Source organism: Kribbella jejuensis (assembly GCF_006715085.1).
Taxonomy (GTDB): Bacteria; Actinomycetota; Actinomycetes; order Propionibacteriales; family Kribbellaceae; genus Kribbella; species Kribbella jejuensis.
Genome location: NZ_VFMM01000001.1, coordinates 1667993 through 1682239, shown reverse-complemented (window position 1 = coordinate 1682239; position 14247 = coordinate 1667993). Strand labels below are relative to the sequence as shown.

Annotated in this window: 19 protein-coding genes and 1 tRNA gene; 6 read left to right on the top strand and 14 right to left on the bottom strand. The window is 67.8% G+C overall.

Annotated elements, in window-relative coordinates:
• Positions 1-52: 52 nt before the first annotated feature.
• From FB475_RS08220 to FB475_RS08210, 3 genes are all read right to left on the bottom strand, one after another.
• Positions 53-1252 (bottom strand): sensor histidine kinase, encoded by a 1200-nt coding sequence (locus FB475_RS08220; RefSeq protein ID WP_238332028.1) that lies wholly within the window; start codon positions 1250-1252, stop codon positions 53-55.
• Positions 1253-1323: 71 nt separating this feature from the next.
• The gene (locus FB475_RS08215) at positions 1324-1965 is read right to left on the bottom strand and encodes a TetR/AcrR family transcriptional regulator (protein ID WP_141854036.1); all 642 of its coding nucleotides are present in this window, start codon (positions 1963-1965) and stop codon (positions 1324-1326) included.
• Positions 1966-2024: 59 nt separating this feature from the next.
• A complete protein-coding gene (locus FB475_RS08210) occupies positions 2025-3020 on the bottom strand; it encodes an acyl-CoA desaturase (protein WP_141854034.1) in 996 nt (331 codons plus the stop codon).
• Between the two features lie 120 nt (positions 3021-3140).
• Between FB475_RS08210 and FB475_RS36685 the strand changes: the two genes are divergently transcribed.
• Together FB475_RS36685 and FB475_RS08205 are read left to right on the top strand one after the other, a co-directional pair.
• Positions 3141-3212: transfer RNA gene (locus FB475_RS36685), tRNA-Gln, on the top strand.
• A gap of 394 nt (positions 3213-3606) precedes the next feature.
• Positions 3607-4005 (top strand): hypothetical protein, encoded by a 399-nt coding sequence (locus FB475_RS08205; protein ID WP_141854032.1) that lies wholly within the window; start codon positions 3607-3609, stop codon positions 4003-4005.
• Positions 4006-4151: 146 nt separating this feature from the next.
• On the opposite strand, the gene FB475_RS08200 is transcribed toward FB475_RS08205, so the two are convergent.
• From FB475_RS08200 to FB475_RS08190, 3 genes are all read right to left on the bottom strand, one after another.
• Positions 4152-4463 (bottom strand): hypothetical protein, encoded by a 312-nt coding sequence (locus tag FB475_RS08200; RefSeq protein WP_141854030.1) that lies wholly within the window; start codon positions 4461-4463, stop codon positions 4152-4154.
• A gap of 141 nt (positions 4464-4604) precedes the next feature.
• Positions 4605-5324 (bottom strand): potassium channel family protein, encoded by a 720-nt coding sequence (locus FB475_RS08195; protein WP_202878284.1) that lies wholly within the window; start codon positions 5322-5324, stop codon positions 4605-4607.
• Positions 5267-5683, bottom strand: a complete 417-nt coding sequence (locus FB475_RS08190) for a hypothetical protein (protein ID WP_141854028.1) — start codon at positions 5681-5683, stop codon at positions 5267-5269. Before FB475_RS08190 ends, FB475_RS08195 begins: the two co-directional genes overlap by 58 nt.
• A 102-nt stretch (positions 5684-5785) precedes the next feature.
• Between FB475_RS08190 and FB475_RS08185 the strand changes: the two genes are divergently transcribed.
• Positions 5786-6160, top strand: a complete 375-nt coding sequence (locus FB475_RS08185; RefSeq protein WP_141854027.1) for a hypothetical protein — start codon at positions 5786-5788, stop codon at positions 6158-6160.
• A 179-nt stretch (positions 6161-6339) separates the two neighbouring features.
• On the opposite strand, the gene FB475_RS08180 is transcribed toward FB475_RS08185, so the two are convergent.
• The 4 genes from FB475_RS08180 to FB475_RS08170 form a co-directional block, all read right to left on the bottom strand.
• Positions 6340-6783, bottom strand: a complete 444-nt coding sequence (locus FB475_RS08180) for a MerC domain-containing protein (RefSeq protein ID WP_141854025.1) — start codon at positions 6781-6783, stop codon at positions 6340-6342.
• Between the two features lie 9 nt (positions 6784-6792).
• Entirely contained in the window at positions 6793-6936 is a 144-nt protein-coding gene (locus tag FB475_RS38345) for an Imm32 family immunity protein (RefSeq protein WP_420359221.1), read from the bottom strand.
• 109 nt (positions 6937-7045) lie between these two features.
• On the bottom strand, positions 7046-7411 hold the full coding sequence (locus FB475_RS08175; RefSeq protein WP_141854023.1) for a hypothetical protein: 366 nt from the start codon (positions 7409-7411) through the stop codon (positions 7046-7048).
• Positions 7408-7713 carry a hypothetical protein gene (locus FB475_RS08170; protein ID WP_141854021.1) on the bottom strand — a complete coding sequence of 102 codons (306 nt, stop codon included), beginning with the start codon at positions 7711-7713 and terminating at the stop codon, positions 7408-7410. Before FB475_RS08170 ends, FB475_RS08175 begins: the two co-directional genes overlap by 4 nt.
• Positions 7714-7785: 72 nt before the next feature.
• Between FB475_RS08170 and FB475_RS08165 the strand changes: the two genes are divergently transcribed.
• On the top strand, positions 7786-8298 hold the full coding sequence (locus tag FB475_RS08165; RefSeq protein ID WP_141854019.1) for a hypothetical protein: 513 nt from the start codon (positions 7786-7788) through the stop codon (positions 8296-8298).
• A 39-nt stretch (positions 8299-8337) separates the two neighbouring features.
• Here FB475_RS08165 and FB475_RS08160 read toward each other — a convergent pair whose 3' ends face one another.
• From FB475_RS08160 to FB475_RS08150, 3 genes are all read right to left on the bottom strand, one after another.
• The gene (locus FB475_RS08160) at positions 8338-9300 is read right to left on the bottom strand and encodes a threonine ammonia-lyase (RefSeq protein ID WP_141854017.1); all 963 of its coding nucleotides are present in this window, start codon (positions 9298-9300) and stop codon (positions 8338-8340) included.
• 10 nt (positions 9301-9310) lie between these two features.
• Positions 9311-10513: an MFS transporter gene (locus tag FB475_RS08155; protein WP_185759145.1), complete on the bottom strand. Its 1203-nt coding sequence runs from the start codon at positions 10511-10513 to the stop codon at positions 9311-9313.
• Positions 10514-10629: 116 nt separating this feature from the next.
• Entirely contained in the window at positions 10630-11430 is an 801-nt protein-coding gene (locus tag FB475_RS08150) for an alpha/beta fold hydrolase (protein WP_185759143.1), read from the bottom strand.
• A 73-nt stretch (positions 11431-11503) separates the two neighbouring features.
• On the opposite strand from FB475_RS08150, the gene FB475_RS08145 reads away from it, so the two are divergent.
• Positions 11504-12421 carry a phosphotransferase family protein gene (locus FB475_RS08145; protein ID WP_185759141.1) on the top strand — a complete coding sequence of 306 codons (918 nt, stop codon included), beginning with the start codon at positions 11504-11506 and terminating at the stop codon, positions 12419-12421.
• Here FB475_RS08145 and FB475_RS36680 read toward each other — a convergent pair.
• Positions 12411-12803 carry a VOC family protein gene (locus tag FB475_RS36680; protein WP_185759333.1) on the bottom strand — a complete coding sequence of 131 codons (393 nt, stop codon included), beginning with the start codon at positions 12801-12803 and terminating at the stop codon, positions 12411-12413. The two genes, FB475_RS08145 and FB475_RS36680, sit on opposite strands and share 11 nt — an antisense overlap.
• On the opposite strand from FB475_RS36680, the gene glmU reads away from it, so the two are divergent.
• A complete protein-coding gene (glmU, locus tag FB475_RS08140; protein WP_141854009.1) occupies positions 12772-14247 on the top strand; it encodes a bifunctional UDP-N-acetylglucosamine diphosphorylase/glucosamine-1-phosphate N-acetyltransferase GlmU in 1476 nt (491 codons plus the stop codon). The two genes, FB475_RS36680 and glmU, sit on opposite strands and share 32 nt — an antisense overlap.

The following is a 14247-nucleotide window of genomic DNA, read 5'->3' as shown; positions in this document are numbered from 1 at the left end:
ACCTCGCTTCGCTCGGTTCCGGCGTGACAGGGAGCTGAGCTGTCTTGATGGCTCACTCGCTTCGCTCGCTCACTAACCCTCCGGTGGGCAGGTTGTACGGCAGCCGGGCGATCACCTCGTAACCGCCGCCGGCCTTCGGTCCGGCGCTCACCGTACCGCCCGAGACCGAGACGCGCTGCCGCATCCCGACCAGACCGTGACCGGGATCCGTACTCGGCGCGACCCCGGCCCCGCGGCCGTCGTCGGTGACCACCACCGTCAGCATCTCGCGCCCGAAGTCCAGCGTGACGGAGGTACGCGCTCCCGGCCCGGCGTGTTTCAGCGTGTTGGTCAGCCCCTCCTGGACGATCCGGTACGCCGTGAGCCCGAGCAGCGCGGGCAACTCGCGGGGCTGACCGGTGACCGTGTACTCGACGGCGAGACCCGCGTCGCGGACGTTCTCGATCAGCTCCGGGAGACTGGAGACGCCCGGCTGCGGGCGGGCCTGGTGCGGGCCGAGGTCGGACTGCTCGTCCTGTTTGAGCAGGCCGAGCATCTTGCGCATCTCGGTCAGGCTCGCACGGCCGGTGTCGCCGATCGTCGCGAGCGCCTTCTTCGCCGCCTCGGGCGACTGGTCCGCGGCGTACAGCCCGCCGTCGGCCTGGACGATCATGATCGACAGGCCGTGCGCGACCACGTCGTGGATCTCGCGCGCGATCCGGGTCCGTTCGTTGCTGACGGCGAGTTTCGACTCGCGGTCGCGGTCGCGTTCGAGCTGGGCGGCCCGCTCCTCGAGCTGAGCGACGTACAGGCCACGGGTCCGGCGGCGCTCGCCGAAGGCCCAGACGCCGAAGACGAGCGCGGCCAGCCCGCCCATCGTCGTGACCTGTTGCTTCCAGTCCGAGTTGGCCCAGTAGCGCGAGACGGCCATCAGTACGCCGAGGCCGCCGATACCGAGGGCGATCCGGCTCAGGCGCACGTCGCCGTACACCGTGATCGCGTAGAGGGCGACGAGCAGGCCGACGTTGCCGGGCTGCAGTTCGACGCCGACGAGCCACTGCAGGATGGCGACCGAGCAGACCGCGAAGAACACGAGTTCCGGGTGGGTCCGCCGCCAGATCAGCGGGACCAGCATGCCGAACGTGAGCAGACCGCCGAAATGTGCCTGGGCCAGCGACAGGAACCCGAACACCATGCAGAGACCGCCGGCCAGCAGCAGGTCGAACGCCTTGCTCCGGGCAGGCAGCGGCCGCGCGGTCAACATCCCCGTCATGCCCGCCAGCGTACGGGCCGGCGCGCCGTCGGGGGTCATGCCGCGGGCTGATGTCGGCGTACGACTCCTGGCTACTTGTGCGGTCTGGTCGACAGTGTCGGTTTGGCCTCGAGGCCGGAGAGGCCGTTCCAGGCGAGGTTGACCAGGTGGGCGGCGACGTCAGGCTTCTTCGGTTTGCGGGCGTCCAGCCACCACTGGCCGGTGAGTGCCACCATGCCGACCAGCATCTGCGCGTACATCGGGGCGTTCCGTGGCTCCAGGCCGCGGCGCTTGAACTCCTCGGCCAGGATGTGCTCGACCCGGGTCGCGACGTCGCTGAGGATCGAGATGAACGAACCGGTCGCCGACCCGACCGGCGAGTCCCGGACCAGGATCCGGAAACCGTCGGCGTTGTTCTCGATGTAGTCGAGCAGCGCGAGCGCCGCCTGCTCGACGAGCTCGTGCGCACGGCCCGCCGTCAGGGCGCCGGTGACGCCGTCCAGCAGCGCGCGGACCTCGCGATCGACGACGACGGCGTACAAGCCTTCCTTGCCGCCGAAGTGTTCGTAGACGACCGGCTTGGAGACCTCGGCGCGATGCGCGATCTCCTCCACTGAGGTGGCTTCGTATCCCTTCTGCGCGAACAGCCCGCGGGCGATGGTGATGAGTTGCTCGCGACGTTCGGCACTGGTCATCCGGATCCGGCCGGATCGCCGCGGTTTGGGTTCCGTCACGTCGTGATCACGTCAGCATCATGCCGTACTTCGTCTGTTGCCGGTGGGAGTTTTACCGGTCAGGCCGCTTTGAGGGTACGTGGGGTGGCGTCGGTACGGCGGGCTTCGAGCCGCTCGCGCACCGGCCAGCGGACATCGCTCGCCCAGCCGCGCTTCTCGAAGAACCAGATGCACCGGGCGGAGGTGTCGAGCTGGCCCTTCAGTACGCCGTGCCGCGCGCAGGTCGGGTCGGAGTGGTGGAGGTTGTGCCACGACTCGCCCTGGCTGAGGATGGCCAGCCACCAGACGTTGCCGGACTTGTCACGGCTCTTGAAGGGCCGGTCGCCGATCGTGTGGCAGATCGAGTTGATCGACCAGGTGACGTGGTGCAGCAGCGCGATCCGGACCAGGCTCGCCCAGAAGAATGCAGTCAGGGCGCCAGTCCAGGACCAGGACCAGAGGCCGCCGATGACGGCCGGCGCGAGCATGCTCACGGCGACCAGCAGCGGGAACATGCGCGACACCTTGATGATGTCCTTGTCCCGCAGCAGGTCCGGCGCGTACTGCCGCTGGGGGGTCTGCTCGGTGTCGAACAACCAGCCGACGTGCGCGTGGAAGAAACCCTTGGTGAGCGCGCCCAGCGTGTTCCCGTACTTCCACGGGCTGTGCGGGTCGCCGTCGCGGTCGGAGAACTTGTGGTGCTTGCGGTGGTCCGCCACCCAGCGGATCACCGGCCCCTCGATCGCCAGCGAACCGGCGACCGCGAGCGCGATCTTCAGCGCCCGGTTCGGCTTGAACGACTTGTGCGTGAACAGCCGGTGGAAACCGATCGAGATCCCGTGGCCGGCGATCGTGTAGAAGACGACCGCCAGTACGACGTCCCGCCAGCCGAGCAGCCCACCCCAGGCGATCGGCACGGCCGCCAGCACGGCCAGGAACGGGATCCCGATGAACAACGCCAGCGCCACCTGCTCCCAGGGCCGCTTCTGCTCACCACCCAGCGTTCCGGTATCGACGTCGTCGACCGGCGCGGTACGGGTGGGCGCGTCCGGCAGGGTCGCGGTGGGTGGAGTCATAGCTGTTCTTCCCTCGTTCAGCGGTCCTTACCTACGCCACCGTAACCTACGGACCCGTAGGTTGGAACCCCTGAGCGTGTCATCCACCCCACTCATGGCAAACTGTCCCGGCAACCACGATCCCCCGTGGGGTAATCGGCAGCCCGCGAGACTTTGAATCTCGAAGACCAGGATCGAAACCTGGCGGGGGAGCTCAACAGACCGGGTATGGGGTCCACGCGACCCCACGCTCTGGGACACAGACGACCCCCGCTCGCTACGCAGCCGCTACGTTCGTCGCTCCTCTCCTCACCGCGCCCGCTCCACGACCCCCACCCACCCCCGGGCTCAACGCCGCCTTTCCCGCTGCGCGGACCTCCCGGCTGCCGCCGGCTGTTTCCGCTGCGCGGACCTCCCGGCTGGCGCCGGGTCTTTCCGCTGCGCGGAGCTGCTCGCTTCGCTCGCCTGCAGGCTCGCGGGGCTCGTCGGCTGCTCGTTCCGCTGGCACCCCTGCGGCTCTCTCCGCCTCAGACGGTGGTCACGGCTGAGGTGGCTGCGCGAGCTACGCAGCCGCTCTGTCGTCCAGTCGGACGCTTACCATTCGTCCGTGAAGAGCCCACAGGTCCTGCTCGGGGTTGCGGTTCTCGGTCTCGTCGTCGTAGCCATCGGTCTCGTCGTGACCGATGATCCGCGGGCGGCGCTCTGGCCCATGGCTTTGGCAATCGCCAACGGGGCTGTCCTCTACAAGATGGCGCGGACTCCACTTAGGCCGACTCCCTGGACAAGGTCGCGCGTCATAGCCAGTGCACTCCTCTTTGGCAGTGGAGGACTGGCCGTAGTGATCGCTCTGGTCTGGGTGCTGACCGTCAGGTCAGAGTGGCCCATCCGCATTGTTGCTGCCATCGGCATCCTGACCGTGCCCACCCTCGGCTTGTGGCTGATTCGGGTCGCACGGGCACAGGATCGTGCAGCTCGACTTGGCGATCACGGACCAGCCGCCGAGTGAGCGAGACGTCGCCAGAGCTGACCATCATTGCTAACGGGTTTGCTATCAAGAACCGTGGACGGCTGTAGACGTCGCCGGCTACCTGGCGGCTGACCGCTGGCGGGGGAGCCAACCACACCCCGGCTCTGAACGGGCGTTTGCCGGGGTCAGGACTTGTTCGTCGACCTGGTGAGCACGACCATGAGCAGCCCGAGCGGGCCGAGGACGCCGTACATGGGGTGGTAGATGCCCTTTGCCTTTGCGAGGTACTCCGCGGCGTCGGACCACCTGATCAGGCAGAGGACGAGTGATGCGAGAGCCACCAAGCGCGTCGGCCACCTGAGCCAACCCGGCACCGCGCCGATGAGAAGACCGAGCCCAGCCGCGCCCGCCGTCGCCGCAGATGCCACAGCGAACGCCCGCCAGAACTGGGCCATGATCGCTGCACGCGAGCGAAAGATCTGCGACTCGGACGACATGCCCGCATCCTAGACGCCTTGGGGCGAGGCTGCCTGCCAACGGATTGCCTGGCGCGGAAGTTCATGAATGCGGCGGTTGTGGCGGGTTGGCATTGCTGTGTCCGGCGGTGAGTTCCGAGCGGAGAGCGCGGAGTTCGGCGGTCAGGGTTTCGAGCTGGTGCTGGGTTTCGCGTCCGCCCGTTCGACGTCGCCGATGTGTTCGACGAACCATGACGCCAGTGCGGCCGTGATGGTCCCCGCCAGCGCGATGCCGCCGATCATCAGCGCGGCGCCGACCCATTTGCCTTCTGCCGTCGTCGGGAAGCGGTCGCCGTAGCCGACCGTGGTGATCGTAGTGGCGGCCCACCAGGCAGCGTCACCGAAGGACTTGATGTTGGCGTCCGCGCTGCTGCGTTCGGCGTCGAGAACCGCTACAGCCGCAACGAAGCCGAGGAGGCTGACGGCGCCGACGACGTACGCGATGGTCTGACCCCGCAAAGTGACCGCAGCTCGTCCTAGTCGCGCTAGGGCCGTTGTAGCTCGGACGGCTCGCAGCGGCCGCAACAGCGGCAGGGCGAGAACCAGTATGTCGAGGACATGGCCACGAATGAACCGCAGCTTGTTGGGCGCAAGCGCCAGGCGGACGAGGTAGTCAACGCCGAAGATGATCCAGATCGCGACGTTGACGATCGAACAGGCGCGAACCACCCCGGCCGGCAGATCGGGCTGCAGGATCGGCCATGCATAGACCACCAGGAACACGACCGCGGCGGCGGTGAGCGGCCAACTGGCACGCCGTTCGTACATCGCTGAAAGTTCTGTCTTCACAACTGACCCTGCGCACAGAACATCACCGATTGCCAGACCCGAATCGGTTTCCATGATTGGGAGTTAGGAGGCGCGTGTACGAAGGGCTCGGCGTACGGCGAGACCGCGAGTGCGGCGAACCAGAGCTCTTGGGAGACGCCGAGCAGCGCCATACTCGTGCCGACCACTGGAGTGCCCGCGAGCCGGCCCCCGAGCGCGCAGGCGGCGCCGAGCGTGAGAAGACCTGTGACGAGAATCCCGAACAAGTCACGCTCTCTGCCGAGGTCGCGCAGTCGGTGATCGAGCGGCCGCGATTCCGGCAGAAGCACCACCCGCGCACTCACCACAACCGCAACCACCAGCACGATCACGTACACAGCCCGCCGACCGCCTGAACGGCGCACGTACATGCGGATGAGCAGTTGTGGTGCCATGCTCTGTCCATGCGCGGACGGCCGGGTCCGGATGAACCTCGAGCCTTCCATCGATTTCGGGCGATGCCGGCGGTGGCTTCCGGGCGCGCTCTTATTCTCTCGATGCTGGTGTTGATCGTCTGCGACGTGATCGGTGGTTTCGTCGTCGCCTCGGGTGTCAACACTGGGGACGAGGCCTGGGGGTTCAATGCGAAATCCACAGTTCCGCTGCCGATCGGGGCAGCGCAACTCGTCCTGGCCTGGTTGGCGGCACGCAACGCCCGGCCTCCGGTCGGCCTGGTCGCCGCTGTCGTGCTCAGCGTGTTCTGCCTGATCAGCTTCCTGTCCGGGTTGTTCGACGGTGACCTCTTCCACACGGTCGCGTCGGCCGGGTTGATCTCATGGGCCGTCGGCTGGGGAGTTCTCCTGCTGTTGGTCACCGCCGCCGTCGGTCTGCTCGCCTCGGCCCGCGCGGCGCAGCTGTACCGGCTTCGCTGACGGCCAAGTGGTGCCGGAACTGAGCAAGTCAATCGCCTCGGCGAAGTCCGACGCCCGGCTTTCGCATCTGATGCAGTCCTCAACACCCAGCGGAACGCGGAGATGGGCGCAGGCTAGGCGGGACCGGGAGCGCCCGACGACTGGGCTTTGGGATCTGCGGCGGGTGCTGGTCGACGCGGCTAGTTCTGGTGGGGTGTGTTTGGTTGGCGGGTGACGGGGCGGCCGCCGGCGTCGCGTTCTACGCGTTCGGCGCCGCTGACCAGGAGGATGACGCCGAACAGGGCGAGTGGTGTGGCAAGTACCAGGAGCGCCCACCACCAGCCACCGTTGTTGGCCGACACCACACCCAGGGCAGCGCTCATGATCAGCAAGGACACCCCCATCGCGATGCCGGTCGGGTCGCGCCGCTCGATCCGCTGGCCGTCGACCATTGCTCGGATGCGTTTGTCCACGTGCGACAGCAGCAGCGGGCGCGCCGTACTGTCCTCGGGCAGCAACCGGAGCAGTTCCGCATCCGCCTTCAACTGACTATTGCGCCCCGCATCACCCCGCCGCACCTGAAGCCAGGTCGTAACCAGCAACGCCAACGCCCCGACAATGGCGGCAACGACTTCAGGTGCCATATCTCCCCATCACCCAACCGGAAACCGCCATCCTATTGCCCGCTCGGGGCGCACAGCGGCCAGATGGATGTGGGTTCTAGCGGGTACGGGCGGGTCGGACAGGGACAGGCACCAGCGGGCTAGGTCGCGGAGGCCGGCGGGATCGGCGTACAGGTCGACGGAACCGTCGACAGTCGGGAGGTGGATCGTTTCGCCTTCTGGTGGTGCGGCAACTCCTGAGGCGCTCTCGTCGCGGGGGACGGAGAGCGTGATTCGTCGTGGGCTAGGTGAGTGCCAGGAGGAGTGCGCCGATGCAGAAGTACAGGGCAGTTGCTGCGAGGAGGGGGTTTTCGGCTGGGGTGGGGTGGTTGTCGGCGTAGTACTTGGTGTTGGGGGACCAGGTGAAGGTAATCGCGTGGCGAGTGGCGAGGGACAAGATTACGGCGATGGCGGTGCCTACCGTGACGCCGAGTGGGACTGCGATTGCGGGTGGGGTGGCGGTGGTAGAGATGACGACGGAGATGAGTAGGCCCAGGGCGGAGGTCACGAGGGCGCGGGGGCGGACGGCTCGGCGTACGGCGAGGAGCACCAGGGCCGCGAACCAGAACGCTTGAGAGAGGCCGAGCAGCGTCGTACTCGTGCTGATCATCGGTGGCGCGCCGGTGGTTGAGGGCGGCGGTGAGCTCGGACTACTGCGACTGTCCAGCTCAGGAAGGCGGCGAGTAGGCCTACGGATGCGCCAGTCGCGGGAGTGCCCGCGAGGCTCCCGACGAAGGCTCCGATCGCGCCGAGGGTGAGTAGGCCAGCGAGTAGGAGCGTGAACGAGTCGCCTCCTGTGGCGAGGTCGCGCAGGCGGCTGTTGAGGGGTCGGCGTCGTGCGGTGAGGAGTAGTAGCTGTGCGCTCAGCACCACCGCAACCAGCAGCACGAGCACGTACGCAGCAATACCCACGGACCAAGTGTGGTGGATTCCCGGCCGTGGTGGGCTGATCGGCGTACGGTGCCGAGGGTGGGACGTGTGCTGATGGATCGCGTGGTTAAGACCGATTACGGGCAGTTCGACGTGGGGTGGGGGGAGTTCGGGTTCGACGGAGATGCGGACAGGTGGTTTGCCGGGCAGTCGAACGGTCTCGTCGGGGCCGCGTCCGGGGTCGGGATCTCTCTGCATTTCGCGCGGAGATCCGGGGGTTCCGCGGTGCGGATCGTGTTGTTGGATGCGGTTCCGGAGGACGCGGACGCGGTGTGGGAAGACGTCGTCGAGGTCTCGATCGTCGTACCGCCCGGGGCTGAGGTCGGTTGGTCGTCATGGGCCGGGATGGGCGGCATACTCCCCGGAGTGGCGCCTGGAAGCTATCGGGTTCGGGTGAGCGCCCGCGGCCGGGACGCCGGACGCGACGCCGGGTCCGCAGACGGAGTACTCGATTGGTATCTCGTCGAGCTGTGGCCGGCTGTACCTGCGCCCGATGCGATCGTCCGGGTCGGCTCCAAGGATGCCGAGTACTGGCACCGCGGATGGGGAAGCCGCCGTCGCACGTGACGACCTACTCGTACCTGTGGTTGTGGCGGCTCGTTCACATCAGGCGGTGAGCCAGTTGCGGTACTTGGACTGGTCCACGTTGCTGCCGCAGATGATGGTGGTGATGGGGCGGTTGGTGAAGCGGGTGGGGGACTCGAGGACTGCGGCGATGCCTAGGGCGGCGGAGGGTTCGGTGATCAGGCCGGCTTGGTCGTGGAGTAGGCGGATGGCCTTGAGGATCGACGATTCTTCGACGAGTACGGCGTCGTCGGCGACTAGCAGGAGGTCGTTGAGGACCTCGGGGATGGGGCGGCGGCCGGCTACGCCGTCGGCGATCGTGTTGGTGGTTTCGGTGGTGACGACGCGGCGTTGGTGCCACGAGAGGGTGAGGGCGGGCGCGCCGTGCGGTTGTACGCAGATCACCTCGACATCCGGGGCCAGCATCTTCAGGACATAACCGATGCCCGTCGCCATTGCTCCACCTCCGAGCGCGATCAGTACGGCGGCGTTCGGTTCGAGGGAGCCGACGAGTTCCAGGGCGATGGTGGCGGCGCCTTCGCAGGTTTCCAGGTCGAGGCTGTCCTCGAGGAGGCGGATGCCCTGGTGGTGGGCGATTTCTGCGGCTCGGTCGCGGGCCAGCTCGTGGTCGCCGTCGACCAGTTCCAAGGTGGCGCCGAGGGCGCGGATGCGGTCGAGTTTGGCGGGGGTCGCGAAGCGGGAGGCAACGACGGTGACGTCGAGGTTGCGGCGCCGGCCTGACCACGCCAGCGCCTGGCCAAGGTTGCCGGCGCTCGCACACACCACGGCGCGTGAATCGCTGCGGACCAGGTGATCCGCGACGACCTCGGTGCCGCGGCCCTTGAAGCTGCGGACCGGATTGGCGGTTTCGAGCTTGATGTTCACCGAACATCCGAGCAACGGCTCCAGCGCCTCGCACCGGTACAACGGGGTGTCCAGGAACACCGGATCGATCACCTGTCGAGCCGCACGAATCCGGTCCAGGTCGAGGCGCGTCTCCAGCACGGATCGGAGCCTACGTGACTGCCCGGTCGCGGAAGACCGCTGCGCTGGCACCAGCGGCGAGGGGGCCGAGTACGGCGAAGAGGACGGCGGCGGTCAGCCAGCCGCGGCCGTCGGGTTCAGAGGCGATCCAGCCGGCGAGTAAGGGGCCGAGGGCGGTGGCCACCGTGAATGCGCTGGAGTAGACGGCCTGATAGGTGCATTCACGACCCGGCGGTGGCGCTGAGAACGACATCGACCATCCACCCGACGTCTGCAGCAGTTCGCCGAACAGCCGTACGGCGCTTCCCACGCACAGCAGCACCAACGCCGCCGTACGACCTGCGCCCGCGGACGTCATGTAGATCAGGCAAGCCGCCGCGGCCAGTACGCCAGCAGCAGCCGTACTGCGTACCGCTCCGCGCGGGCTGTCCGCGAGGCCGCTCACCGGCACCTGCAGCAGAATGCCGAGCACGGTGGAACCGCCGACCAGCAAGCTGATCGTCTCGTTCGGAACGATGGCCCGCGTGACGATCCACAGCGGAAGCGCGACGGTCAGGAGCGTGCAGTTGATCGACAGCAGCCCTTGCGACAGGCTCGCGGCGAGGAACGGCCAGTTGCCGACAACCAACCGCAGCCCTCCCGAAACCGAACCCGACCGACTCCGGCGATACGGGATCCGCCCAACCACGATCGCCACGATCGCGAACGTCAGTGCGTCCCCGGCCAACAGCAGCCGCAGCAGCGCTTCCGAGGATCCGAGCAGCGCAATCCCTCCGAGCGCCGCGCCGATCGCGGTGCCGGTGTTGTTCACCGACCGCAGGAACGCACGGGTCCTCAGCCGTTCGGCACCTGTCGTCAGGTGCGCGATGAACCCGTTCCGCACACCAGCGGTCGCCCGCGTCGCAGTCGCCGCAAGGACAGCAACAACCAGGAACGACCACCAGCCACCGACCACGCCGTACGCGAGAACCGCGCACCCCTCGACCAGGCACAGCCCGACGAACACCGGCCGCGGGCCGACGCGATCTCCGAGCATCCCGAGCGGTACGCCGACCAGCAGCGCGACCGCGCCCGCGATCGTCAACCCCACCGCGACCTGGTGAGCCGGCAACCCGACGTACTGCACCAGGTAGATCACGCTGATCGTCGCGAACGCGCCATCACCGACACTGTTCAACAGCCCGGCCGCGCCCAGCGATCTGACCGGACCTTTGGGCAGGCGGAAACGTCCCACCAAAACCATCTCCTTCTCGTGCCTCGCGGGACACACACCGCCTCACAGGACGGCCTGACAAAGAGCGCAAAGTTCCGCTGATTCTCAACGGCGCCACGGCGCCGCGCCACCCGATTTCAGGCGGCGAGGAACGAGCGGATGTGGTCAGCCCAGATCTCGGGCTGTTCGAAGTGGCACATGTGGGCGGTGTCGGGGATCACCTCCAACCGGCTCGGGACCGCGGCGTGCAGCCGGCGGGCAAGTTGGACGGGGAAGCCCATGTCCTTTTCACCATGGAGAATGAGGATCGGTCCGGCGAAGTCGCGGAGAATGTCCTCGGGCTCGCGGGTGCACCACGGCTGCGCCCGCTCGAAAGACCAGTCGCCGAGATCGGTGTCCAGGGACTCGAGCAGTCGCAGGTACTTCGGCGCCCGCTCCAGGTCCCACACGAACACCGTCGAGTTGCGCAGCGCCCCGTTCGCCTCGTCCTCGATCCGTTGGCGGCGTTGGTACTCGGGCCCGTCGGCCAGGTACGGCTCGCAGTCCGACAACGGGTACGCCGACGTCGACGCGAGCACCAGCCGCCGTACCTGTTCCGGATGTGTGTCGACGAACTGCATCGCAGCTCGCCCGCCAGTGGAGAACCCGACCAGGTCGACCTCCCCGAGCCCTAACCGCGAGATCAGCCGATGGGTGTCGCGGATGACGTACTCCGGTTGAAGCTGGTCGTCCAGTAGCCCGCGACTGCTTCGCCCACAGCCGCGGAAGTCGAACATCACCACGTGGTGATCCCGCGCCAACGGCTCGAACCCGGGCACGAGGTAGCCATGCCCAACATCCGGCCCACCGTGCATCACCACTACGGAAGGTCTCCCGCGAGGTCGTCCGAGCTCATGCACGAACAACGTCACGTCCCCGACATCCACGAACTCACCCATGCACGGAGCCTGCCAGGGGCCACCGACAAAAACCCGTTCAGCTGAAGGGTTCTGGGCCAGTAGGGTCGCGATCATGTCGTACGCCGAAGAACTGCACGCGCTGGGCTACCGCGAGCCGGAGGAGTTGGCGATCGGGATGCAGGGGGTCGTGTACCGGCTCGGCGGGGGGAAGGTCGCGAAGGTCTGGTTCCACGCGCAGGAGCGCGAGCTCCGGACGTTGATGGAGTTCTACGCAGCGATCGACGGGCGGCTGCCGTTTGCGACTCCGCGGATGTCCGAGCTGCACCGGCCGGGGACGCACTGGGTGACGGTCGAGGAGGAGTTGCCGGGCCGGCCGTTGTACCAGGTCGCGGCGCCGTACGGCGAGGTGGGATGGGAGCGGAGCCGGGACTGTGTGGTCGAGGTCGTCGAGGCGCTCGCGCACGTGGAACCGCCGGACGTGCGGTTGGCGGTACTGGACGAAACCGACCCGTTCCGGGCCGGGAACGTGTCGTGGACCGACGCGATCAGCGGGCTGGTACGACGGCGTACCGAGCGCTTCGCCGCGAAGCTCACGCCCGTCATCGACGACTTCGAGATGAAGGTCGACACACTGCTGAAGCTCCTCGAAGACATGAAGGAGCCCGACGCGCGGCTCGTGCACGGGGACGTGACGAGCGGGAACATCCTCGTCGACGACGACCTGCGGCCTGTGACCTTGCTCGATTTCGGGCTGCTTACGATGGCGGGCGACCCGGTGTTCGAGGCGGCCGCGGCGGCGAGTGTCATCGATCTGTGGTCACCACGGGTCCGCGAGGTCGAGGCGGCGTACGACGCGGCGTTCGCGGATCGGCTCGGGTACGACGCCGTACAGCTGCTCGTCTACCGCTGCGCGTACTCGCTGCTCATCGCCAACGTGCACGACGACGACCCGTACGACCGTGACAGCCACGTCCCGCTGACGGCGAAGCTCTTCAACACCCCCGAGGTCACCGCGCTCCTCAGGAGATGACGCAGAAGACTGTGCCGTCGGGAGCCTTCAGGACGACGAAGTCGGCGTCCGGCGGGTAGTTCCACTCGATCCGTTCCGCGCCGAGGCCGATCTGCCGGTCCACCTCGGCCTCCTGCGTCGAGTCCTCGACCCACAGGTCGAGGTGCGTCCGATCGCTCTCGTCGAGGTGCAGCCGCGTCGGCCGCGCGTCCGCGGGCGGCAGGGTGCGGGGGGAGGGGGCGTGAGATCGCTCTCGGCTGGGGTGGCGTGTGGTGGTTCCGGGGAGCAAGTAGGCTTGCGCGGGCGCTGTTTCGGGTGCCTGTGCTGATACTGGTTGAAAGAACTCGCAGGGAACTCGAGGAGAAGACCGCGTGACTTCCCATCGCCCCGCGGCGGTCGTCATCATGGCCGCCGGTCTGGGAACCCGGATGAAATCGGCGACCCCGAAGGTGTTGCACGAGATCGGCGGGCGCAGTCTCGTCGGTCACGCTGTGCTCACCGCCCGGGCGCTCAGCCCCGAACACCTCGTGGTCGTGGTCGGCAACGGCCGGGAGCTGGTCGAGGAGCACCTGAAGCAGATCGACCCGGAGGCCCGGACCGCCGTCCAGGAGCAGCAGCTGGGTACCGGCGACGCCGTACGGGCCGGTCTGACCGCCGTACCGGACACCTTCGACGGATCCGTGATCGTCACATCCGGTGACGTTCCGCTGCTCGAGGCGGAGACGCTGCACGACCTGGTCGCAGCGCACGACAAGGACGGCAACGCCGTCACGGTGCTGACCGCGAAGGTCCCCGACCCGACCGGCTACGGGCGGATCGTGCAGGACACCGACGGTACGGTCGCCGCGATCGTCGAGCACAAGGACGCGACCCCGGAGCAGCGAGCGATCACCGAGATCAACGCCGGCATCTACGTCTTCGAAGCCGCTACGCTCCGTGACGGTCTCAGCCGCCTCACCACCGACAACGCGCAGGGCGAGCTGTACCTGACCGACGTCCTCGGCATCGCCCGCAGCGACGGCAAGCGGGTCGGCTCGCACGTGACCGACGACGCGATGCAGACCGAGGGCGTGAACGACCGCGTCCAGCTCGCCACGCTCCGCGCCGAGCTGAACCGCCGCACCCTCCTCAAGCACATGCGCGAGGGCGTCACGATCGTCGACCCGAACACCACCTGGGTCGACCAGACCGTCGACCTGGCCCGTGACGTCACGCTGCTGCCGAACACCCAGCTGCACGGCGCGACCGTGGTCGGCAGCGGTACGTCGATCGGCCCGGACACCACGCTGACCGACGTCGAGGTCGGCGAGAACGCGACCATCATCCGCACCCACGGCTCGCTCGCGGTGATCGGCGACGGCGCGTCCGTCGGCCCGTTCGCCTACCTGCGCCCGGGCACTCGGCTCGGCGTGAAGGGCAAGATCGGCACCTTCGTCGAGACCAAGAACTCGACCATCGGCGACGGCGCCAAGGTCCCGCACCTGACGTACGCCGGCGATGCGACCATCGGCGAGGGCGCGAACATCGGCGCCGGCACGATCTTCGCGAACTACGACGGCGTCGCGAAGCACCCCACGCACGTCGGCAAGTACTCGTTCATCGGCAGCAACTCGGTCATCGTCGCGCCCCGGACGATCGCCGACGGCGCGTACCTGGCGGCCGGTACGGCGCTCACCGAGGACGTCGGCCCCGGCGAGATCGCGGTCGCCCGCGGGCGGCAGCGCAACATCAAGGGCTGGGTCGCGCGCAAGCGGGCCGGCACCAAGACCGCTGCGGCGGCGGAAGCGGCACTGGCCGAGCAGCCGGAGCAGCAGCCGGCCGGCCAATCGGACGAGCAGCAGGCCTGA

What these genes read in the sequence shown, in the direction of transcription:
- FB475_RS08220 (WP_238332028.1), bottom strand. Translation starts at nt 1,252, where the DNA reads ATGACGGGGATGTTGACCGCGCGGCCGCTGCCTGCCCGGAGCAAGGCG.
- FB475_RS08210 (WP_141854034.1), bottom strand. Translation starts at nt 3,020, where the DNA reads ATGACTCCACCCACCGCGACCCTGCCGGACGCGCCCACCCGTACCGCG.
- FB475_RS08200 (WP_141854030.1), bottom strand. Translation starts at nt 4,463, where the DNA reads ATGTCGTCCGAGTCGCAGATCTTTCGCTCGCGTGCAGCGATCATGGCC.
- FB475_RS08195 (WP_202878284.1), bottom strand. Translation starts at nt 5,324, where the DNA reads ATGGAAACCGATTCGGGTCTGGCAATCGGTGATGTTCTGTGCGCAGGG.
- FB475_RS08190 (WP_141854028.1), bottom strand. Translation starts at nt 5,683, where the DNA reads ATGGCACCACAACTGCTCATCCGCATGTACGTGCGCCGTTCAGGCGGT.
- FB475_RS08185 (WP_141854027.1), top strand. Translation starts at nt 5,786, where the DNA reads ATGCTGGTGTTGATCGTCTGCGACGTGATCGGTGGTTTCGTCGTCGCC.
- FB475_RS08180 (WP_141854025.1), bottom strand. Translation starts at nt 6,783, where the DNA reads ATGGCACCTGAAGTCGTTGCCGCCATTGTCGGGGCGTTGGCGTTGCTG.
- FB475_RS08175 (WP_141854023.1), bottom strand. Translation starts at nt 7,411, where the DNA reads ATGATCAGCACGAGTACGACGCTGCTCGGCCTCTCTCAAGCGTTCTGG.
- FB475_RS08165 (WP_141854019.1), top strand. Translation starts at nt 7,786, where the DNA reads ATGGATCGCGTGGTTAAGACCGATTACGGGCAGTTCGACGTGGGGTGG.
- FB475_RS08150 (WP_185759143.1), bottom strand. Translation starts at nt 11,430, where the DNA reads ATGGGTGAGTTCGTGGATGTCGGGGACGTGACGTTGTTCGTGCATGAG.
- FB475_RS08145 (WP_185759141.1), top strand. Translation starts at nt 11,504, where the DNA reads ATGTCGTACGCCGAAGAACTGCACGCGCTGGGCTACCGCGAGCCGGAG.
- FB475_RS36680 (WP_185759333.1), bottom strand. Translation starts at nt 12,803, where the DNA reads ATGACGACCGCCGCGGGGCGATGGGAAGTCACGCGGTCTTCTCCTCGA.